The 20,185-nt window shown below is 72.2% G+C and carries 19 protein-coding genes and 1 riboswitch; of the genes, 14 read left to right on the forward strand and 5 right to left on the reverse strand.

Features of this window, described 5'->3' with window-relative positions; genetic code table 11:
• Window positions 1–31 precede the first annotated feature (31 nt).
• The 5 genes from TU30_RS11490 (at window position 32) to TU30_RS11510 (ending at window position 5,103) form a co-directional block, all read left to right on the forward strand.
• The gene (locus TU30_RS11490; RefSeq protein WP_042168122.1) at window positions 32–406 is read left to right on the forward strand and encodes a YraN family protein; all 375 of its coding nucleotides are present in this window, start codon (window positions 32–34) and stop codon (window positions 404–406) included.
• A gap of 1 nt (window position 407) precedes the next feature.
• On the forward strand, window positions 408–2,033 hold the full coding sequence (locus tag TU30_RS11495; protein ID WP_042168124.1) for a YifB family Mg chelatase-like AAA ATPase: 1,626 nt from the start codon (window positions 408–410) through the stop codon (window positions 2,031–2,033).
• Complete coding sequence (gene dprA / locus TU30_RS11500) at window positions 2,030–3,211, forward strand: DNA-processing protein DprA (RefSeq protein WP_042168125.1); 1,182 nt, start codon at window positions 2,030–2,032, stop codon at window positions 3,209–3,211. The genes TU30_RS11495 and dprA overlap by 4 nt, the downstream gene beginning before the upstream one ends.
• Before the next feature lie 335 nt (window positions 3,212–3,546).
• Window positions 3,547–4,389, forward strand: a complete 843-nt coding sequence (gene whiG / locus TU30_RS11505) for an RNA polymerase sigma factor WhiG (protein WP_042168128.1) — start codon at window positions 3,547–3,549, stop codon at window positions 4,387–4,389.
• A 156-nt stretch (window positions 4,390–4,545) separates the two neighbouring features.
• Window positions 4,546–5,103 carry a TetR/AcrR family transcriptional regulator gene (locus TU30_RS11510; RefSeq protein WP_042168130.1) on the forward strand — a complete coding sequence of 186 codons (558 nt, stop codon included), beginning with the start codon at window positions 4,546–4,548 and terminating at the stop codon, window positions 5,101–5,103.
• 166 nt (window positions 5,104–5,269) lie between these two features.
• Here the strand turns inward: TU30_RS11510 and TU30_RS11515 are convergent, their stop codons facing one another.
• A complete protein-coding gene (locus TU30_RS11515) occupies window positions 5,270–5,881 on the reverse strand; it encodes a murein hydrolase activator EnvC (protein WP_234307836.1) in 612 nt (203 codons plus the stop codon).
• A 321-nt stretch (window positions 5,882–6,202) separates the two neighbouring features.
• Between TU30_RS11515 and rpsB the strand changes: the two genes are divergently transcribed.
• From rpsB to TU30_RS11560, 9 genes are all read left to right on the forward strand, one after another.
• A complete protein-coding gene (gene rpsB / locus TU30_RS11520; RefSeq protein WP_042168132.1) occupies window positions 6,203–7,138 on the forward strand; it encodes a 30S ribosomal protein S2 in 936 nt (311 codons plus the stop codon).
• A gap of 160 nt (window positions 7,139–7,298) precedes the next feature.
• The gene (tsf, locus tag TU30_RS11525) at window positions 7,299–8,144 is read left to right on the forward strand and encodes a translation elongation factor Ts (protein WP_042168136.1); all 846 of its coding nucleotides are present in this window, start codon (window positions 7,299–7,301) and stop codon (window positions 8,142–8,144) included.
• A 190-nt stretch (window positions 8,145–8,334) separates the two neighbouring features.
• A complete protein-coding gene (pyrH, locus tag TU30_RS11530) occupies window positions 8,335–9,090 on the forward strand; it encodes a UMP kinase (protein WP_042168138.1) in 756 nt (251 codons plus the stop codon).
• A 181-nt stretch (window positions 9,091–9,271) separates the two neighbouring features.
• The gene (gene frr / locus TU30_RS11535; RefSeq protein ID WP_004924833.1) at window positions 9,272–9,829 is read left to right on the forward strand and encodes a ribosome recycling factor; all 558 of its coding nucleotides are present in this window, start codon (window positions 9,272–9,274) and stop codon (window positions 9,827–9,829) included.
• The gene (locus TU30_RS11540) at window positions 9,829–10,962 is read left to right on the forward strand and encodes a phosphatidate cytidylyltransferase (protein ID WP_042168143.1); all 1,134 of its coding nucleotides are present in this window, start codon (window positions 9,829–9,831) and stop codon (window positions 10,960–10,962) included. The genes frr and TU30_RS11540 overlap by 1 nt, the downstream gene beginning before the upstream one ends.
• A gap of 156 nt (window positions 10,963–11,118) precedes the next feature.
• Window positions 11,119–12,225, forward strand: a complete 1,107-nt coding sequence (gene rlmN / locus TU30_RS11545; RefSeq protein ID WP_042168144.1) for a 23S rRNA (adenine(2503)-C(2))-methyltransferase RlmN — start codon at window positions 11,119–11,121, stop codon at window positions 12,223–12,225.
• A gap of 48 nt (window positions 12,226–12,273) precedes the next feature.
• Window positions 12,274–12,379: riboswitch (TPP riboswitch) on the forward strand.
• Between the two features lie 81 nt (window positions 12,380–12,460).
• Window positions 12,461–13,564, forward strand: coding sequence for a thiamine ABC transporter substrate binding subunit (locus TU30_RS11550; protein ID WP_042168145.1), 1,104 nt, complete (start codon window positions 12,461–12,463; stop codon window positions 13,562–13,564).
• Between the two features lie 107 nt (window positions 13,565–13,671).
• Window positions 13,672–15,273, forward strand: coding sequence for an iron ABC transporter permease (locus TU30_RS11555; RefSeq protein ID WP_107068432.1), 1,602 nt, complete (start codon window positions 13,672–13,674; stop codon window positions 15,271–15,273).
• Window positions 15,274–16,293 carry an ABC transporter ATP-binding protein gene (locus TU30_RS11560; protein ID WP_042168147.1) on the forward strand — a complete coding sequence of 340 codons (1,020 nt, stop codon included), beginning with the start codon at window positions 15,274–15,276 and terminating at the stop codon, window positions 16,291–16,293.
• Between the two features lie 256 nt (window positions 16,294–16,549).
• Here TU30_RS11560 and TU30_RS11565 read toward each other — a convergent pair whose 3' ends face one another.
• The 4 genes from TU30_RS11565 to TU30_RS11580 all read right to left on the reverse strand — a co-directional run bounded on the left by TU30_RS11565 (window position 16,550) and on the right by TU30_RS11580 (window position 20,174).
• Window positions 16,550–17,272, reverse strand: coding sequence for an LAETG motif-containing sortase-dependent surface protein (locus TU30_RS11565; RefSeq protein WP_042168149.1), 723 nt, complete (start codon window positions 17,270–17,272; stop codon window positions 16,550–16,552).
• A 218-nt stretch (window positions 17,273–17,490) separates the two neighbouring features.
• Window positions 17,491–17,898, reverse strand: a complete 408-nt coding sequence (locus TU30_RS11570) for a VOC family protein (RefSeq protein ID WP_042168150.1) — start codon at window positions 17,896–17,898, stop codon at window positions 17,491–17,493.
• A 144-nt stretch (window positions 17,899–18,042) separates the two neighbouring features.
• Window positions 18,043–19,443 (reverse strand): hypothetical protein, encoded by a 1,401-nt coding sequence (locus tag TU30_RS11575; RefSeq protein WP_042168153.1) that lies wholly within the window; start codon window positions 19,441–19,443, stop codon window positions 18,043–18,045.
• The gene (locus TU30_RS11580) at window positions 19,425–20,174 is read right to left on the reverse strand and encodes an ABC transporter ATP-binding protein (protein ID WP_042168156.1); all 750 of its coding nucleotides are present in this window, start codon (window positions 20,172–20,174) and stop codon (window positions 19,425–19,427) included. Before TU30_RS11580 ends, TU30_RS11575 begins: the two co-directional genes overlap by 19 nt.
• Window positions 20,175–20,185: the final 11 nt, after the last annotated feature.

Consider the following 20,185-nt stretch of genomic DNA (forward strand, 5'->3'; position numbering starts at 1 on the left):
GGTGACGGTGGGCACCGGAGGTGGTGCCCACATGAACCCACGACAGCAGGCACGCGGCGCACTCGGCAGGTACGGCGAAACGCTGGCCGCGCGACGGCTGGCGCAGGCCGGAATGACGGTCCTGGAGCGGAACTGGCGCTGCGGCAGGACCGGCGAGATCGACATCGTGGCCCGGGACGGCGACGCTCTCGTCGTCTGCGAGGTCAAGACCCGCAGGGCCGGGTCCTTCCAGCACCCCATGGAGGCGGTCACCCCCGCCAAGGCGGCCCGCCTGCGGGGTCTGGCACAACGCTGGCTCCAGGAACACGGGGGAGCGCCGCCCGGCGGCGTCCGCATCGACCTGGTCGGCGTCCTGCTGCCGAAGCGCGGCGCGCCCCGGGTGGAGCATGTCCGGGGGGCGGCCTGAGATGGGGTTCGCCCGTACGTGCTCGGTGGCGCTGGTCGGCGTCGAGGGCGTGGTCGTGGAGGTCCAGGCCGACCTCGAACCGGGAGTGTCGGCGTTCACGCTGGTGGGGCTGCCGGACAAGAGCCTGACGGAGAGCCGCGACCGGGTCAGGGCCGCGATCGTCAACTCCGGGGAGGAATGGCCCCAGAAGAAACTCACCGTGGGGCTCAGCCCGGCGTCGGTGCCGAAGGCGGGCAGCGGCTTCGACCTGGCCGTCGCCAGTGCCGTCCTGGGCGCCGCCGAGCGGATCGACCCTCGGGTGCTCGCCGACCTCGTGATGATCGGCGAGCTGGGCCTGGACGGCAGGGTGCGGCCCGTCCGGGGCACGCTGCCCGCGGTCGTCGCGGCGGCCGACGCCGGATACGAACAGGTCGTGGTGCCCGAGTGCGCCGCCGCCGAGGCCTCGCTGGTGCCGGGCGTGTCCGTACTGGGGGTCCGCAGCCTGCGCCAGCTGATCGCCCTGCTCACCGACGAGCCGGTGCCCGAGGAGGAACCCGGCGGCCAGGGGCGGCCCGACCCGCTCCTGGCCGGACTGCGGGTACCCGGCACCGGCGCGGCCACCGGCATGCACAGCGCCGGCGCGGCACACTACGACACCGGCCACGACCTCGCGGACGTCGTCGGCCAGCTCCCGGCCCGGACCGGGGTGGAGGTGGCGGCGGCCGGCGGCCACCACCTGTTCCTCGAGGGGCCGCCCGGCGCGGGCAAGACCATGCTTGCGGAACGGCTGCCCTCGCTCCTGCCGCCGCTCGACCGGCAGGCGTCCCTGGAGGTCACCGCCGTGCACTCGGTGGCCGGCCTGCTGCCTCCGGACCGGCCCCTGATCGACACCGCCCCCTACTGCGCCCCCCACCACTCGGCCACCATGCAGGCGCTCGTCGGCGGCGGCCCCGGCATCGCCCGTCCCGGAGCCGTGTCGCTCGCCCATCGCGGCGTGCTCTTCCTGGACGAAACGCCAGAATTCGGCAGCCATGCCCTGGACGCCCTGCGTCAGCCCCTGGAGGCCGGACACGTCGTCATCGCGCGCAGCTCGGGCGTCGTGCGCTTCCCGGCAAGGTTCCTCATGGTGCTCGCCGCCAACCCCTGCCCCTGCGGCCGCTTCTCGCCGAAGGACAGCCTGTGCGAGTGCCCGCCCTCGTCGATCCGCCGTTACCAGGCCCGGCTGTCCGGCCCGCTGCTCGACCGGGTCGACCTGCGGGTCGAGGCCGAGCGCGTCACCCGTGCCGAACTGACCGCCGACGGAGCCCGCGGCGAGTCCACCGCCACGGTCGCCGACCGGGTGCGCGCGGCCCGGGAGCGCGCCGCGAGACGGCTCGCGGGCACTCCGTGGCGCACCAACAGCGACATCCCCGGACGGGACCTGCGCAACCGCTGGCACGCGGCCCCGGGCGCGATGGAGGACGCCGAGCGGTGCCTGGAGCGCGGCGTGCTCAGCGCGCGCGGACTCGACCGGGTGCTGCGGGTCGCGTGGACCGTCGCCGACCTGGTCGGCCGCGACCGGCCCGACGCCAGGGACGTCGCCCTCGCCCTGCACCTGCGTACCGGCGTCCCGCGCGGAGTGCCCATGGCGATCGGGGCGCTGACATGAGCGGCGCCGGCGGGCCCACCGGGCCCACCGGGCCCGCGGACGGTGAACTCCTCGCCCGGGTCTTCCTCACACGGGTCCTCGAACCCGGCGACGAGACCGGTGGGCGATGGGTGCGGGAGCTGGGCGCGCGGGAGGTGGCGGAGCGGCTGCGAACGAGGGGCGAGCCGTTGCCGGGGGCGAGCGGCCGGCGCTGGGCAGGAATGGTGGCCCGGGCCGAGCAGGCCGCCCCGGGCCGGGATCTCGCCGTCGCGCGGAACGCCGGGGTGCGGTTCGTGCACCCGGGGACGGCCGAATGGCCCCGGCAGCTCGACGACCTGGGGGACGGCCGGCCCCTCGGGCTGTGGGTGCGCGGTCCCGCCGACCTGCGGATGTGGGCGCTGCGCTCGGTCGCCGTCGTCGGCGCCCGCGCCTGCACCGAGTACGGCGCCCACATGGCCGCCACCCTCGCCGCCGAGCTCGCCGAGCGCGGCTGGGTCGTGGTCTCCGGCGGTGCCTACGGGGTCGACGGCGCCGCACACCGCGGCGCGCTCGGCTCGGGCGGCGCCACCGTCGCCGTCCTCGCCTGCGGCGTCGACCGGCCCTACCCGCGCGGACACACCGGGCTGATCACCAGGATCGCGGAACAAGGACTGGTCGTCGGCGAGCTGCCGCCCGGCGACCACCCGACTCCGAACAGGTTCATCCTCCGCAACCGGGTCATCGCCGCGCTCACCCGGGGCACCGTGGTCGTCGAGGCCGCGCACCGCAGCGGCTCCCTGGTGACCGCCAGGGCGGCCGGGCGCCTGGGACGTCACACGATGGGGGTACCGGGACCGGCCACCAGCGGGCGCTCGGCCGGGGTGCACGAACTGCTGCGGCAGGGCGCGGTACTGGTCACCGATGCCGCGGAGATCGTCGAACTGGTCGGGGACATGGGTGAACTGGCCCCGGAACGGTGCGGGCCGGTACTGCCCCGGGACCTGCTGGACCCCGCCGCCCACCAGGTCCTCGACGCGTTGCCCGCGCGCGGGGCGGCCCCGGCCGACTCGATCGCGCGCGACGCGCGGACCACCCGGGACGACGCGATCGCGAGACTGTACGAACTGCGCGCACTCGGGTACGTCGAACGACACGGCGACGGCTGGAAGTTGACACGCCAGGCGGTGATTCCGGTCGACGACGGTTCCGGGGTCCCCTGACGGAGGGTGTTCGGCCGTCCGGGGGAACGGCTACACCCCTTGGAAAATACGTCAGTTGGGACACCCGGGTGATCACTTAGAGCGACGAGGTTCACCCGGTGGGCGGCGTGCGGGACACGCTCGCACCCACCCCGACCTCACTTCTTCGCACACCGCGATCTCGCAGTCACGCTACGCTCACAGGCGTCCCCGCACGGAACGACGGCATGGAAGGAAGCCCGGCAGGCGACGACCGCAGGCGATACGGGCAGGCAGCCGCCGGCAGGCGGCCCGGTATCAGACAGACGGCCCACCCGGGCAACACCAGCCCACTGCAGAACGGCACAAGGCGACGAATGCCCCAGCACACCTCCGGGTCCGACCGGGCGGCGATCCCCCCAGCCGCCCGTGACGGTGGCAGCGTGCGGCCGCCCGCTCCCTCGACGCTCGACGAGCTGTGGCGGTCGTACAAGGCGACGGGCGACGAGCGGCTGCGGGAGCAGTTGATCCTGCACTACTCGCCGTTGGTGAAGTACGTCGCGGGCCGGGTCAGCGTGGGGCTGCCACCCAACGTGGACCAGGCGGACTTCGTCTCCTCCGGGGTGTTCGGGCTGATCGACGCGATCGAGAAGTTCGACGTCGAGCGGGAGATCAAGTTCGAGACCTATGCGATCACCCGCATCAGGGGCGCGATGATCGACGAACTGCGGGCCCTGGACTGGATTCCGCGCTCGGTGCGGCAGAAGGCGCGCAATGTCGAGCGGGCGTACGCGACGCTGGAGGCACGGCTCAGGCGTACGCCGACGGAGAGCGAGGTCGCCGGCGAGATGGGCATCGCCGTGGACGAACTGCACGCGGTTTTCAGCCAGCTGTCGCTCGCCAACGTCGTCGCCCTGGAGGAGCTGCTGCATGCCGGGGGCGACGGCGGCGGCCGGCTCAGCCTGATGGACACCCTGGAGGACACCGCCGCCGACAACCCGGTGGAAGTGGCCGAGGACCGGGAGCTGCGACGGTTCCTGGCCCGGGCGATCAACACCCTCCCGGAGCGGGAGAAGACCGTGGTCACGCTCTACTACTACGAAGGGCTCACCCTGGCCGAGATCGGCCATGTGCTGGGGGTCACCGAGAGCAGGGTCAGCCAGATCCACACCAAGTCCGTCCTCCAGCTCAGGGCGAAGCTGGCGGGCTTCCGGGGCTGAGCCGGACGCCGGGCCCCACGCTCGCCCCGCCGTCCGAGCCGGCCGCCGGACCTCCCCCTGCGGTAGGCCCGCCCGGCCTGCGGTTTCGGCCGGGGACTCCCACCTCGCGCGGCGCGTCCGTAAAGTGGTGGCGTGCCAAGGATTCGAGCGGCCTCCGTGGCCGAGCACCGGTCGATGCAACGCGCCGCCCTGCTGGACGCGGCACGCTCCCTGCTGTCCGAGGGCGGTACGGAGGCGCTGACCTTCCCCGCCCTCGCCGAGCGCACGGGCCTGGCGCGCTCCTCCGTGTACGAGTACTTCCGGTCCCGGGCGGCCGTCGTCGAGGAACTGTGCGAGGTCGACTTCCCGGTCTGGGCGGCCGAGGTCGAGACGGCCATGGCCACGGCCGACGGCGCCGGGGCCAAGATCGAGGCGTACGTCCGCAAGCAGCTGGAACTGGTCGGGGACCGGCGCCACCGGGCCGTGGTGGCGATCTCCGCGAGCGAACTCGACGCGGGCGCCCGGGAGAAGATCCGCGCGGCCCACGGCGGCCTCGTCGCGATGATCGTCGAGGCCCTGGGCGAACTGGGCCACGACCAGCCCCGGCTCGCCGCGATGCTGCTCCAGGGCGTGGTCGACGCGGCGGTGCGCCGCATCGAACTCGGCGCCGCCGAACACCCGGAGACGATCACGGAAGCCGCGGTCGCCATGACCCTGCGCGGCATCCAGCCCTGACGGCCCGAAGCTCCGGGCCCCCGAGCCCGGACACTTCGACGCCGGACGTCCGGCGCTGCGGCGCGTGACGGCTGCCGTCCGGCCGCGCCGGGTCCCGGCTCCTCCCGGCACGCCCGCGGGGCGGCAGGACCCCCCGCCGCCCCGCCCCGCGCTCCCGTCCTGCCGGTCACTCCGGTACCGGCAGTCCGAGGACCGGCAGGAGCCTCGGCGGACCGGCGCGCAGGAGCCAGGGCGGAAGCAGGGTGAGCGGGTCGAGGTAGACGTCCGCTCCGAGCAGGCCCCAGTGCAGGCAGGGAGCCGTGCAGTGCGGGCTCCTCGCCGGCTCCGTCGCCGCCACCGCCCCGACCACCTCGCCCGCTGCCACCTCGGCCCCCTTCTCCACCGACGGGCGGACCGGCTCGTAGGTCGTACGCAGCGGCGGTGTCCCCGTGCCCGACAGCTCCACCGAGACGACGCCCCGGTCGGCCACCCGGCCGGCGAAAAAGACCCGGCCCGCTGCCACCGCCCGCACCGGCGTCCCCGGTGCCGCCGCCAGGTCCACTCCCCGGTGCCCGCGCCCGTACGGGGTCTTCGGTGGCTCCCAGCCCCGCAGTACCCGGGGCCGTACCCCCACGGGCCAGACCCGTCCGACGGCCGGTACCCCGGCACCGGCCCGAGCGGTGTCCCCGGCCGAAGCCGCGGGCCGCAGCGGCGGCGACGGCGGCGGGGACGACAGGATCGTCGGTGTCAGGACCAGCAGGGCGACCAGGCGCGCCCAGGTCCTCGGGGACCGGCTCACACACCGCCCCACGGACCGGCTCACGGATCGGCTCATTCGCATGCCGGAAAGCCTCCACGGAATCCGTGATCACGGCCCGGACCTGTGGACCGTCACCCGGTTGTGGACAACGGCGTCACCCGGTGCCCCGCGGGTCCCGTACACTTCTGGTGGCGACCCGGGTCACCGGGTCGACTTCGCACGCCCCGACATCAGGACCGGTCACGGCCGCTCCCGGTGTCAGCGCCCCTCGGTCCTTCGTGGCAACGGCGCGTCGTGGGCGTCAGGCGCGGGAGCCGCCGGTTCCCGCGGCACAACCGAGAAAATCAAGGAGATACGGCCATGGCCGTCGTCACGATGCGGGAGCTGCTGGAGAGCGGCGTCCACTTCGGTCACCAGACCCGTCGTTGGAACCCGAAGATGAAGCGCTTCATCTTCACGGAGCGCAACGGCATCTACATCATCGACCTGCTCCAGTCGCTGTCGTACATCGACCGCGCCTACGAGTTCGTCAAGGAGACCGTCGCCCACGGCGGCACGGTCATGTTCGTCGGTACGAAGAAGCAGGCGCAGGAGGCCATCGCGGAGCAGGCCACCCGCGTCGGCATGCCGTACGTCAACCAGCGCTGGCTGGGCGGCATGCTCACCAACTTCTCGACCGTCTACAAGCGTCTGCAGCGCCTCAAGGAGCTCGAGCAGATCGACTTCGAGGACGTGGCCGCCTCCGGCCTCACCAAGAAGGAACTGCTGGTCCTCTCCCGCGAGAAGGCCAAGCTGGAGAAGACCCTCGGCGGTATCCGCGAGATGCAGAAGGTGCCCAGCGCCGTCTGGATCGTGGACACCAAGAAGGAGCACATCGCGGTCGGCGAGGCCCGGAAGCTCAACATCCCGGTCGTCGCCATCCTCGACACCAACTGCGACCCCGACGAGGTCGACTACAAGATCCCGGGCAACGACGACGCGATCCGCTCCGTCACCCTGCTCACCCGCGTGATCGCCGACGCGGTCGCCGAGGGCCTCATGTCCCGCTCCGGTGCCGCCACCGAGGGCAAGGGCGAGAAGGCCGCGAGCGAGCCCCTCGCCGAGTGGGAGCGCGACCTGCTCGAGGGTGAGAAGAAGGCCGACGAGACCCCGGCCGCCGCCGAGGCCGACAAGCCCGCCGAGACCCCCGAGGCGGAGGCCCCCGCGGCCGAGGCTCCGGCCGCCGAGGCCGAGAAGCCGGCCGAGGAGGCCCCCGCGGCCGACGCCGCTCCGGCCGCCGAGGCCGACCAGGCCTGACCTGCCTGTCCGGGCTGATGACGGCGGGAGCGGGTGACATGAAGTCCGCTCCCGCCGTTCACCCGTAGGTGCGCGGCGCGTCATGGCCCTCCAGCTCACTGAGGACCGAAGACCCCGCAGATCTCCGATTCTCCAGACTTCGAGGAAGACTCACAGACTCATGGCGAACTACACCGCCGCCGACGTCAAGAAGCTCCGGGAGCTCACCGGCGCCGGCATGATGGACTGCAAGAAGGCGCTGGACGAGGCCGAGGGCAACGTCGAGAAGGCCGTCGAGGCGCTCCGTATCAAGGGCCAGAAGGGCGTCGCCAAGCGCGAGGGCCGCTCCGCCGAGAACGGCGCCGTCGTCTCGATCATCGCCGACGACAACTCCTCCGGCGTCCTCGTCGAGCTGAAGTGCGAGACGGACTTCGTCGCCAAGGGCGAGAAGTTCCAGGCCGTGGCCACCACCATCGCCGAGCACGTCACCAAGACCTCCCCGGCCGACATCGAGGCGCTCCTCGCCTCCGAGATCGAGGCCGGCAAGACCGTCCAGGCGTACGTCGACGAGGCCAACGCCAACCTGGGCGAGAAGATCGTCCTGGACCGCTTCGCCCAGTTCACCGACGGCTACGTGACGGCGTACATGCACCGCACGATGCCCGACCTGCCCCCGCAGATCGGTGTTCTCGTCGAGTTCGACAAGCAGACCGACGAGGCCGCTGCGGTCGCCAAGGGCGTCGCCCAGCACATCGCCGCCTTCGCGCCGAAGTACCTCTCCAAGGAGGACGTGCCGGCCGAGGTCGTCGAGACCGAGCGCCGCGTCGCCGAGGAGACCACCCGCGCGGAGGGCAAGCCCGAGGCCGCCCTGCCGAAGATCGTCGAGGGTCGCCTCAACGGCTTCTTCAAGGACGCCACGCTGCTGGGCCAGCCCTACGCGCTGGACAACAAGAAGTCCGTCCAGAAGGTTCTCGACGAGGCCGGTGTCACCCTGAAGCGCTTCACGCGCATCAAGGTCGGCATCTGAGTCCGTACCGCGACGGGCGCGCGACCCCTATAGGGTCGTCAGCAGTCGTTCGGACACGCCGTCACGCACGCGCGCGTGCCGGACGACAGCAGATCTGACGAGGAGGCCATTGCGGCATGGGATGCGTCGTACACCCCGCCGGCAGTGGCCTCCTTCGTATGTGCAACAGGTGAAAGAGGCGGGATCCGCGATGACCAAGGCTGAGAAGAGCGACGACGGCACCGTGCACGGACGGTTTCTGCTGAAGCTGTCCGGAGAGGCCTTCTCCGGTGGCGGGGGCCTGGGCGTCGACCCCGACGTGGTGCACGCCATCGCACGCGAGATCGCAGCGGTCGTCCGTGACGGCGCACAGATCGCCATCGTCATCGGCGGCGGCAACTTCTTCCGCGGCGCGGAACTCCAGCAGCGCGGCATGGACCGGGCCCGCTCGGACTACATGGGCATGCTCGGCACCGTGATGAACTGCCTCGCGCTCCAGGACTTCCTGGAGAAGGTGGGCGTGGACTGCAGGGTCCAGACCGCCATCACCATGGGCCAGGTCGCCGAGCCCTACATCCCGCTGCGGGCCGTACGGCACCTGGAGAAGGGCCGTGTGGTCATCTTCGGCGCCGGCATGGGCATGCCGTACTTCTCCACCGACACCACCGCCGCCCAGCGCGCCCTGGAGATCGACGCCGAGGCACTGCTGATGGGCAAGAACGGTGTGGACGGGGTCTACGACTCCGACCCGAAGACCAACCCCGACGCGGTGAAGTTCGACCACCTCGGGTACGGCGAGGTCATCACGCGTGATCTGAAGGTCGCCGACGCCACGGCCGTCACCCTGTGCCGCGACAACAAGCTCCCCATCGTCGTCTTCGAACTGCTGGCGGAGGGCAATATCGCGCGCGCCGTCAAGGGTGAGAAGATCGGCACGTTGGTGGGTGACCCGATGGACCGGAAGTGACCGGACCACAAGCACCCGTCCGAGGGGCGACACCCCCGGGGGACGGACGGGGCGGACCGGGCCGGGGGATGGACAATGTCCCACCGGTCGGGAACCGTGCAGGAACAAGACGCGACGCAGCCGGTCGTTGCCCCGCCAGGGAACCGCGGCCGGGCCTACTCAAGACACGCAGGAGCAAGTGGTGATCGAAGAGACCCTCCTCGAGGCCGAGGAGAAGATGGAGAAGGCCGTCGTGGTCGCCAAGGAGGACTTCGCCGCGATCCGCACTGGCCGTGCGCACCCGGCGATGTTCAACAAGATCGTGGCCGACTACTACGGTGCGCCGACGCCGATCAACCAGCTGGCCTCGTTCTCCGTGCCCGAGCCGCGCATGGCCGTGGTGACGCCGTTCGACAAGAGCGCGCTGCGCAACATCGAGCAGGCCATCCGCGACTCCGACCTGGGAGTCAACCCGAGCAACGACGGCAACATCATCCGCGTGGTGTTCCCCGAGCTGACCGAGGAGCGCCGCCGCGACTACATCAAGGTGGCCAAGGCCAAGGCCGAGGACGCCAAGGTCTCCATCCGTTCCGTGCGCCGCAAGGCCAAGGACGCCATCGACAAGATGATCAAGGATGGCGAGGTCGGCGAGGACGAGGGACGCCGTGCGGAGAAGGAGCTCGACGACACCACCGCGAAGTATGTCGCCCAGGTGGACGAGCTCCTGAAGCACAAGGAAGCGGAACTGCTCGAGGTCTGATGAACGACTCTTCCTGGGAGGCGCCGCCGCAGGCCGGGTACTGGGGGTCGCCCGACCGGGGGCCCGCCCAGGGAGCCGGCCCGGTGGGTCCCCCGTACGATGCGCACTACGCGCAGCAGACTCGCCCCATGCCCCTCGTGCCCGCCGCACCCGAACACGGCGGTGGCCAGGACGTGGACCAGGGGGCCGCTCGGCTGGGCGGCCCCCTGGTCCGAGACGAGACGACGCGGGCGCGCCCCCACCCCGGGGAGATGCCGCACCATCCGCAGAATCCGGAGTCCATGTCCGACGCCCCGCAGCCGGTGCCCCCACCGCAGAAGAAGACCGCGGGGCGTGATCTGGGTGCCGCGATAGGCGTCGGCGTCGGCCTCTGCGCGCTGGTCGTGGTCTCGCTGTTCATCGTGAAGGCCGTCTTCGTCGGCGTTGTCGCCGTCGCCATAGTGGTGGGCCTGCGGGAGCTGACGAAGCGGCTCGAGGAGCGCAAGGGCATCAGGGCGCCGTTCGTGCCGCTCGCGGTCGGCGGGGCGGCCATGATCGTCTCCGGGTACGTCTGGGGCAGCGACGGCGCCTGGATCGCCGTGGCGCTCACCGCGCTGGCGGTGCTGGTCCGGCGGATGGCCCAGCCGCCCGAGAACTACCTCAGGGATGTGACGGCGGGGGTCTTCGCCGTGTTCTACGTGCCGTTCCTGGCGACCTTCGTGTCGATGATGCTGGCCGCGGACGACGGGCCCTGGCGGGTGCTGACGTTCATAGTGATCACGGTCGTCGCAGACACCGGTGCGTACGCCGTCGGCTGGCGTTTCGGCACGCACAAGCTCGCCCCGCGCATCAGCCCCGGAAAGACCCGCGAGGGCCTGCTGGGCGCGGTCGGGTTCGCCATGGCGGCGGGCGCGCTGTGCATGCAGTTCCTGATCGACGAGGGCACCTGGTGGCAGGGGCTGCTGCTCGGTCTCGCGGTCTCGGTCAGCGCCACCCTCGGCGACCTGGGCGAGTCCATGATCAAGCGGGACCTCGGCATCAAGGACATGGGCACACTGCTCCCGGGGCACGGCGGCATCATGGACCGGCTGGACTCGCTGCTGCCGACGGCGCCGGTGGTGTGGTTGCTGCTGGTGCTGTTCGTCGGGAGCTGACCCGACCGGCCCGACACCTCTTCGAGCCCCCGCGTCCCGCCGGACGCGGGGGCTCGCGCCGTGCCGGAAAGGTCTCCGCGGGCCGTTCCGGGCGGCCCCGGGGCCCGCGGCCGGTCCGCGCGGTCACCCCGATGGATCTGCGACACTGGTGGAGCCATGCCTAAGCCCGGAGAACTGACCTTTGTCGCGCCGCGCGGATCCAAGAAGCCGCCGCGGCACCTTGCCGACCTCACGCCCGCCGAGCGCAAGGAGGCGGTCGCAGCGGCCGGTGAGAAGCCGTTCCGGGCGAAGCAGCTCTCGCAGCACTACTTCGCGCGGTACGCGCACGATCCGGAGCAGTGGACCGACATTCCCGCCGGAGCCCGGGCCAAGCTGCAGGAGGCGCTGCTTCCGGAGCTGATGTCGGTGGTCCGGCACCTGTCCACCGACCAGGGCACCACCCGCAAGACGCTGTGGAAGCTCTTCGACGGGACCTTGGTCGAGTCGGTGCTCATGCGCTACCCGGACAGGGTGACGATGTGCATCAGCTCGCAGGCGGGCTGCGGCATGAACTGCCCGTTCTGCGCGACCGGACAGGCCGGTCTCGACCGGAACCTGTCCACCGCGGAGATCGTGCACCAGATCGTGGACGGGATGCGGTCGCTGCGGGACGGGGAGGTCCCCGGTGGGCCGGCGCGGCTGAGCAACATCGTCTTCATGGGGATGGGCGAGCCGCTCGCCAACTACAACCGGGTCGTCGGAGCCATCCGCCGTCTGACCGACCCCGAGCCGGACGGTCTCGGCCTGTCCCAGCGCGGGATCACCGTGTCGACGGTCGGACTCGTGCCGGCGATCAACCGGTTCTCCGACGAGGGCTTCAAGTGCCGCCTCGCCATCTCCCTGCACGCCCCCGACGACGAACTGCGCGACACCCTCGTCCCCGTGAACACGCGGTGGAACGTGCGTGAGGTCCTCGACTCCGGGTTCGAGTACGCGGCCAGGTCCGGGCGGCGGCTGTCCATCGAGTACGCGCTGATCCGGGACATCAACGACCAGGCGTGGCGCGGTGACCGGCTCGGGCGGCTGCTGAAGGGCAGGCCCGTGCACGTCAACCTCATCCCGCTCAACCCGACGCCCGGCTCCAAGTGGACCGCCTCGCGGCCCGAGGACGAGAGGGCGTTCGTGGACGCGATCGCCTCGCACGGTGTGCCGGTGACGATCCGGGACACCCGTGGACAGGAGATCGACGGGGCCTGCGGTCAGCTCGCCGCGAGCGAGCGGTAACCTGACCGGCGCAGGAACAACAACTTCATACCGCGCCATCACACGTTCATATTCCGACAGGGGAGCGCCACAGCGCTGAGAGTGCGGCACCGGCCGCAGACCCTCCGAACCTCGCCCAGGTCATTCTGGGTAGGGAGATCGGTCATCACTCGAGCTGTTGCGCCCTGCCCTGGGCACCTGCGGGGGTCCCGGGCAGGGCCGCGTCTCTTCCTGGTCACCCCAGGAGGAAATACCGGTGAACATCACCAAGAAGGTCACGAGCCTGGCCGTCGGGCTCGGTCTGGTCACGCTGTCCGCCTGCGGTTCCTCGTCCGACGGGTCGGACGGATCCGGCGGCGACGGCCGGAGCGGCGGCGGTTCGAAGACCGTCACGCTCGTCAGCCACGACTCGTGGGCCGCGTCCAAGGACGTCGTCGCCGCCTTCGAGAAGGAGACCGGCTACCGGCTGAGGGTCCTGGAGGACGGCGACGCCGGACAGGCCGTCAACAAGGCGATCCTGACCAAGGACAACCCCCAGGGAGACGTCTTCTTCGGCGTCGACAACACCCTGCTGTCCCGCGCCCTCGACAACGGACTGTTCCAGCCGTACGAGGCGAAGGAATCCGACGCCGTCCTTCCGGAGTACCGGGTCGACGAGGACAAGCACCGGGTCACGCCCGTCGACACCGGCGACGTCTGCGTCAACTACGACAAGGCGTGGTTCGAGGAGCGCGACCTGGCCCCGCCGCGGACCTTCGACGACCTGGCCGAGCCCGAGTACAAGGACCTGCTCGTCACGTCGAACGCCTCCACCTCCTCGCCCGGACTCGGCTTCGTCCTCGGCACCGTCGCCGAGTACGGCGACGAGGACTGGCAGGGCTACTGGAAGAAGCTCAAGGCCAACGGCGTCAAGGTGGTCGACGGCTGGGAGCAGGCCTACAACGAGGAGTTCTCCGGCTCGGCCGGCGGCAAGCAGGCCGGGGGCGACCGGCCGCTGGTGGTGTCCTACGCCTCCTCGCCCCCCGCCGAGGTGATCTACGCCGACCCGAAGCCGAAGAGCGCGCCGACCGGTGTCGCCGACGGCACCTGCTTCCGCCAGGTCGAGTACGCGGGGCTGCTGAGCAACGCGCACAACCCCGAGGGCGGCAAGGCGCTGCTCGACTTCCTGGTCGGCAAGAGGTTCCAGGAGGACATGCCGCTCAACATGTTCGTCTACCCGGTGCGGGAGGCCGCCCAGGTGCCCGAGGAGTTCGCGGAGTTCGGACCGCAGGCCGAGAGCCCCGAGACCATGGACCCGGCGAGGATCGCCGACCACCGCGACCAGTGGATCAAGTCGTGGACCTCGCTCGTACTGAAGTGAGCCGGGCCGAAGTGAGCCGGGCCGAGGTGGGCCGGGCCGAGGTGGGCCGGGCCGAGGTGGGCCGGGCCGCGGCGAGGTGGCGCGGGGCCGCGGCGCGGCTCGGCCTGATGGCCGTGCCCGTCGCGTTCTTCGCCGTCTTCTTCGCCCACCCCGTCGCCGCGATCGTCGCGCGCGGCCTGAGGACCGACGGGGTCTGGCAGCCCGGGCGGATCGGGGAGGTGCTGGCGCAGTCCGACGTCCGACAGGTGCTGTGGTTCACCACCTGGCAGGCGCTGGTCTCCACCGCCCTCACCCTCCTGGTCGCCCTGCCCGGCGCGTACGTCTTCGCCCGCTTCGACTTCCCCGGCAAGCAGGTCCTGCGGGCCGTGGTCACCGTCCCGTTCGTGCTGCCGACGGTCGTCGTCGGTACGGCGTTCATGGCGCTCGTGGGGCGTGGCGGGCTTCTCGACGAGCTGTGGGGTCTGCGGCTGGACACCACCGTGTGGGCGATCCTGCTCGCGCACGTCTTCTTCAACTACGCCGTCGTCGTACGGACCGTCGGCGGACTGTGGGGGCAGCTCGACCCGCGGCAGGAGGAGGCCGCGCGGATGCTCGGCGCCTCCCGGCTCACGGCCTGGCGGACCGTCACGCTGCCCGCGCTGGCCCCCGCCGTGGCCGCCGCCGCACTGATGGTCTTCCTGTTCACCTTCACCTCCTTCGGCGTGGTGCAGATCCTCGGCGGGCCCACCTTCGCCACCCTCGAAGTGGAGATCTACCGGCAGACCTCGGAGATCTTCGACCTGTCCACCGCCGCCGTCCTGACGATGATCCAGTTCGTCGCGGTGGGCGCGATCCTCGCCCTGCACGCCTGGACCGTGCGACGGCGGGAGACCGCGCTGCGACTGGTGGACGCCGCCCACACCGCGCGCCGGCCGCGCGGCGCAGGGCAGTGGGCGCTGCTCGCCGGGGTCGTCGCGACCGCCGCCGTGCTGCTGCTCCTGCCGCTCGCGGTGCTGGTGGAACGGTCCTTCGGTGACGCCGGCCTCGGCCACTACCGGGCCCTGACCCACGACGACGGGGGCGTGTTCCTGGTCGCGCCGATCGAGGCGGTCGGCACCTCCCTGCGCTACGCGGTCGTGGCCACCGCCATCGCCGTGACGATCGGAACCCTGGCGTCCGTCGCGCTCACCAGGCGGGACGCGGGACGGCTGGTGCGGGGCTTCGACGCCCTGCTGATGCTGCCGCTGGGGGTGTCCGCGGTGACCGTCGGCTTCGGGTTCCTGATCGCCCTCGACGAGCCGCCGCTGGACCTGCGCTCCTCCTGGATCCTGGTGCCGCTCGCCCAGGCGCTGGTCGGTGTCCCCTTCGTCGTACGGACCATGCTGCCCGTGCTGCGGGCCGTGGACGTGCGGCTGCGGGAGGCGGCGGCGGTGCTCGGAGCGTCGCCGTGGCGGGTGTGGCGGGAGGTGGACCTGCCGATGGTACGGCGGGCCGTGCTCGTCGCGGCCGGGTTCGCCTTCGCGGTGTCGCTGGGGGAGTTCGGGGCGACGGTGTTCATCGCGCGGCCGGACAATCCGACGCTGCCGGTGGCCGTGGCACGGCTGCTGGGGCGGCCGGGGGAGCTCAACTACGGGCAGGCGATGGCCCTGTCGACGATTCTGATGATCGTGTGCGCGGTGGCGCTGCTGCTCCTCGAGCGGCTGCGGACCGACCGGTCCGGGGAGTTCTAGATGCTGTTGGGTCTCGAGGGTGTCACCGTCCGCTTCGGCGGGCGGGCGGTGCTGGACGCCGTGGATCTCCAGGTCGCCGAGCACGAGATCGTCTGCGTGCTCGGGCCGAGCGGCAGCGGCAAGTCCACGCTGCTGCGGGCGGTGGCCGGGCTGCAGCCCCTCGACGCGGGGCGGATCTCGCTCGCCGGGAGCGACCAGACCGGTGTGCCCGCGCACCGGCGCGGGGTCGGACTGATGTTCCAGGACCACCAGCTGTTCCCGCAGCGCGACGTGGGCGGCAACGTGGTCTTCGGGCTGCGGATGCACGGTGCGTCCCGCAGCGAACAGGCAGATCGTGTAAAGGAGTTGCTGGAACTTGTCGGGCTGCCCGGGGCGGTCGGACGGGCGGTGGCGGCCCTGTCCGGCGGCGAGCAGCAGCGCGTGGCCCTCGCCCGCGCGCTGGCGCCCCGTCCGCGGCTGCTGATGCTCGACGAGCCACTCGGCCAGCTCGACAGGTCGCTGAGGGAACGGCTCGTCGTCGAACTCCGTGAGCTGTTCGGCCGGCTGGGCACCACCGTGCTCGCCGTGACGCACGACCAGGGCGAGGCGTTCGCCCTGGCCGACCGGGTCGTGGTGATGCGGGACGGGCGGATCGCCCAGTCCGGTACGCCGCTCGAGGTGTGGCAGCGCCCGGCCGACGCGTTCGTGGCCCGCTTCCTCGGCTTCGAGAACGTGGCCGGGGCGACGATCGCCGCGGACGTCGCGGTGACGCCCTGGGGCAGGATCCCGGTGCCGGCCGACGCCCCGCAGGGCACCCGCACCCTGCTGGTGCGGCCCGCCGGCGTCCGTCTGGTCCCGGACGGGTCGGGGCTGCGCTGCACCGTGGCCGCGCGCACCTTCCGCGGCACCCATGTCGCCGTCCGTCTCCAGCCCGAGGACGCGCCCGTTCTCGAGGCGGCCTGTGCGCTGCGGGCGGCACCGGAGGTCGGGGACGAGGTCGGGGTGGAGTTCGACGCGGACGAAACCGTCGTGCTCGGCTGAGGCACCCTGCCCGGGGTGAGGGGTACGACACCACTCGCGCGTGCTCGCCACCGCGGCGAGACCGCCGGCCGGGCAGGCCGGTTGCGGTCCGTGGTGACCCCGGGAGCCGATCCGGACGGCACGGTGCCCACCACTCCGAAGGGGGCGCTGGAGCGGCTTGTCCGGACGAGGCGAACCGCAGGGAGGGGCGGGGGCCCGCGCACGGTGACGGCCCGCCCCCACCGGGGACGGGCCGTCACGTCATGTCGTCGAGGCGTCAGCTGTCGCTGTTCGCCCCGCGACGGCGCATGCCGAAGAAGACCGCACCGCCACCGACGGCGACCAGGGCCGCCGCGATACCGGCGATCAGGCCGGTGTTGGAGTCGGCGCCGGTTTCGGCGAGGTTCGACTCACCGACGGAGGGCGACGGAGCGTTGTCCGAGGTGCCCGCCGGGGCGGTGGTCTCGGGCTCCGGCTCGGACGGAGCCGGGGTACCGGGCTCGTCCTCGGACGGCGTCGAGGCGGAGTCCGACGGCGTCGGAGCGGGCTCCGACGGAGCCGGCGGCTCCTCCTCTTCCTTGCAGGCCGTGGCCGGGGTGGTCAGGTTCGGCTTGATGTCCTCGTCCACGTAGGGCTCGGCCTTGACGTGGATGCGGTACTCGGCGTTGGGCTGCCAGTCCTCCTCGAAGGTGATGGTCACACCCTCGCGGGAGCCCTTGACGACCTGCTCGCCGATCTTCTTCTCGTCGGCACCGTTGTTCTCCAGGAACACGGTGACGGTCGCGGGAACGCCCGCCGGGTCGACGTCGGTGACGGTGATGACACCCTTGTCACCGACACACTTCGCCTCGGCCGAGAACTCGTTGATGTTGCACGCGGCCGCGCTGCCGGCGAGGCCGATGGTGAGCGCGGCCGACGCGGAGACGACACCGAGGGCGCGAACGGTGCGCGCGACGTTACGGCGCGAGGCCGTACGGCGTGATACGGACAGAACTGTCACGTTTGTCCTTACGGGATACGCAAATGCGGGGGGTTGAAGGAGCGCTGATGGAGCATCAGCGCTCCCATGAGGCTCCCAGGTCTATAAGCGCCGCATAAGTAGTGTCAACGCATATGCCGATAGCAGGCCATCGCTTTACTGATTCTTTAACTCCCAAGGCGTTTCAACGCCTTGGGAGTCTTCTCGGCGGGCCCCGCCCCCGGCCGCGGGCCTCCCCCTCAGCCCTCCAGCGCGGACGGGTCCATCCACGCGACCTCCCAGGTGTGGCCGTCCAGGTCGTCGAAGGCGCGGCCGTACATGAAGCCCTCGTCCTGGGTCTCGCGGCTGACCGAACCGCCCGCCGCGAGAGCCCTCTCGACCAGCTCGTCGACCTTCTCGCGGCTCTCGGCGCTCAGGGCCAGCAGCACCTCGCTGGTCTTCGTGGAGTCGGCGATCTCCTTCTTCGTGAACTCCGCGTAGCGCTGCTTGGTGTGCAGCATCGCGACGACGGCCTCGCCGATCACGACGGAGACGGTGTTCTCGTCGCTGAACTGTTCGTTGATCCCGTAGCCGAGTGCCGTGAAGAACCTCTTCGAGGCGTCGAGGTCGTTGGTGGCCAGGTTCACGAAGATCATCTGCTGTGTCATGGTGGTGCCTCTCCCGTGCGGTTCCCCGGTTCCGTACCGGTTTCGAGTGGTGCCGTGCCGTTCGAGGGGTGGACCGGCGGAGGGTAGGGAACTCATCGCTCCGCGGAGGTCCTCTCCGGGGTCCGGTGGCCTGGGGGCGCGGTCTCAGAGGGCCAGGGGCAGGGTCGACAGTTCGGCCACCACCACGGTCAGCGGACCGAACAGGGCGAGGAGCGTGCCGGCCCTGAGGGCCGCGGCCCGGCGCGGTGTCGAGGCGGGGGCCCCGAGGCGCAGCAGCGCCGCCGTGGTGCCGGCGTGCGCCTGCTTGGCCTCGACGGCCGCCGTCAGCAGCGTCGCCACGGTGCAGCCGGTCACCAGCAGGACCCCGAGCAGGGTGAGCGGGCCGACCGACAGGCCGTCGGCGTAGTGCAGCGAGCCCAGGGCGTACGCGCCCGACAACACGGCGCAGACCACACCCAGCGGGCGGCCGATCCTGGTGGCCTCCGTCATGAGGACCCGTCCGGCCAACAGCCGCAGGGCACCCGGACGGACCGACTGGAGCAGCCGGCCGCACAGATGGGTGAGACCGGGGCCGGCCAGCGCGAGGCCGACGGCGGCCAGCACCAGACCGGCCACAGCGCCGGGCCGGTCACCGGGCGCGGTGCCGGTGCGGCTCGCGTAGGCCTCCACGGCCAGCCCCATGGCCAGCACCGCGATGCCCCAGGGCAGGCCGGACGGTGCCCTGCCGACGCCGGGCGACGGGGCCGCGACGACCGGCGCGGGGCCGCCCTCCACGCCCCGCGGCCGCTCGGAATCCTTCCCCGGAAGACCCGCCCGCCCCCGATCCTGCTGTGCCTGTGCCTGTGCCTGTGCCTGTGTCTGTGCCTGCTCCGGCGTCGCCGGCCGGCCGCCTGCCAGTCGGCGGCCGTGGGCCGCCGGCTCCAGGCGCGCGCCGAAGCGTCCGTACGCGCCGAACGTCTCCCGCCCCGCGGTGGCACGGTACGCGCCGAAGCGTCCGTACCCCGTCCGCTCCGTACGGGACGGGTCCGCCGCCCGTCCGCGCGGACGCAGCGCCGTCGCCACCGCCACCGAGGCGCTCACCGGCACCAGCGCCAGCAGCGTCAGGGTCGCCGGCAGTGGCAGCGGCCGGCCGGCGGCCAGGAAGTCGGTGCCGGCACCGTCGAAGGGCACGCCGGTGAGGTCGCCGCGCAGGTGGAGGAAGACGAGCAGGGCGGTCACCGACCCCAGCGTGCAGGCCAGGGCCGTGGTCGTCGCGGAGATCGCCATCAGCCGTGCCGGGCCCAGGCCGAGCGCCGAGAGCCCGGAACGGGGCCGGGTCCCCGGGTCGGTGCGGGCCGCCGCGACCGCGAAGTGCACCGTGGCCGCCAGCGGGGCCGCGCACCAGGCCAGCCGGAGCAGCGAGGCGGACGGCGCGCCCGGGTGGCCGATCGCGTGGCCGAGGGCGCACAGCAGCAGGAAACCCGTACCCGCCGAGGCCGTCGCGACCAGGAGACGGCGCAGCTGGACGGCCGGACGGGCACCTCGGGTCAGACGGAGAGCGAGCACGCCGCCCGGCCCTCCGTCTCGGCGGTCCCGGAGACCGGAGGCAGGTGCACGGTGCGCACCCGGCGCCCGTCGAGCAGCGAGACCGTGCGGTCGGCGAGGGCCGCGGTGTACGCGTCGGCGGTGGCGAGGAGCACCGTGATGCCGTGCGAACGGGCCGCCGTGGTCAGCGTACGCAGGACGTGCCGCCGGTCGGCGCGGTGCAGCGGGGCGGTCGGCTCGTCGGCGAACAGTACCGAGGGAGCCGGGGCGAGGGCGCGGGCGATGCAGACCCGCTGCCGCTCCGCGTGCACCAGCTCCGCCGGCCGCCTGCGGGCCTTGTCGCCGATGTCGAGGCGCTCCAGCCACTCCAGGGCCGTCGCCCTGGCCCGGCGCCGGGCGGTGCCGCGCAGCATCAGGGGGAGGGCGGTGTTCTCCCAGACGTTCAGCTCGGACACGAGCACCGGCGCCGGGTCGATCCAGCCGAAGCGCTCCCGGCGCAGCCGCTCGCGGGCGGCCGGGCGCATGGTGTGCACGGGCACGCTGTTGTACCAGACCTCGCCGTCCGCCACGGAGGCCAGTCCGGACAGGCACCGCAGCAGGGTCGTCTTGCCGCTGCCGCGCGGGCCGCCGACGGCGAGGATCTCGCCCTCCCTGACACCGAGCGAGACCCCGCTCAGCCCGGGTGAACCGTCGTCGTAACGGAAGTGCAGGGCACGTGCCCAGAGCACGTCGTTGTCCGGTGGGGCCACCATGGCGTACACCT

Source organism: Streptomyces sp. NBRC 110035, from assembly GCF_000829695.1.
Classification (GTDB): domain Bacteria; phylum Actinomycetota; class Actinomycetes; order Streptomycetales; family Streptomycetaceae; genus Streptomyces.

Bases quoted from the DNA above. Each gene is read 5' to 3' on its own strand.
- TU30_RS11570 (WP_042168150.1), bottom strand. From the start codon at position 17,898: ATGACACAGCAGATGATCTTCGTGAACCTGGCCACCAACGACCTCGAC.
- rpsB (WP_042168132.1), top strand. From the start codon at position 6,203: ATGGCCGTCGTCACGATGCGGGAGCTGCTGGAGAGCGGCGTCCACTTC.
- tsf (WP_042168136.1), top strand. From the start codon at position 7,299: ATGGCGAACTACACCGCCGCCGACGTCAAGAAGCTCCGGGAGCTCACC.
- pyrH (WP_042168138.1), top strand. From the start codon at position 8,335: ATGACCAAGGCTGAGAAGAGCGACGACGGCACCGTGCACGGACGGTTT.
- TU30_RS11560 (WP_042168147.1), top strand. From the start codon at position 15,274: ATGCTGTTGGGTCTCGAGGGTGTCACCGTCCGCTTCGGCGGGCGGGCG.
- TU30_RS11555 (WP_107068432.1), top strand. From the start codon at position 13,672: ATGGCCGTGCCCGTCGCGTTCTTCGCCGTCTTCTTCGCCCACCCCGTC.
- TU30_RS11490 (WP_042168122.1), top strand. From the start codon at position 32: ATGAACCCACGACAGCAGGCACGCGGCGCACTCGGCAGGTACGGCGAA.
- TU30_RS11540 (WP_042168143.1), top strand. From the start codon at position 9,829: ATGAACGACTCTTCCTGGGAGGCGCCGCCGCAGGCCGGGTACTGGGGG.
- TU30_RS11495 (WP_042168124.1), top strand. From the start codon at position 408: ATGGGGTTCGCCCGTACGTGCTCGGTGGCGCTGGTCGGCGTCGAGGGC.
- rlmN (WP_042168144.1), top strand. From the start codon at position 11,119: ATGCCTAAGCCCGGAGAACTGACCTTTGTCGCGCCGCGCGGATCCAAG.
- whiG (WP_042168128.1), top strand. From the start codon at position 3,547: ATGCCCCAGCACACCTCCGGGTCCGACCGGGCGGCGATCCCCCCAGCC.
- TU30_RS11580 (WP_042168156.1), bottom strand. From the start codon at position 20,174: ATGGTGGCCCCACCGGACAACGACGTGCTCTGGGCACGTGCCCTGCAC.
- dprA (WP_042168125.1), top strand. From the start codon at position 2,030: ATGAGCGGCGCCGGCGGGCCCACCGGGCCCACCGGGCCCGCGGACGGT.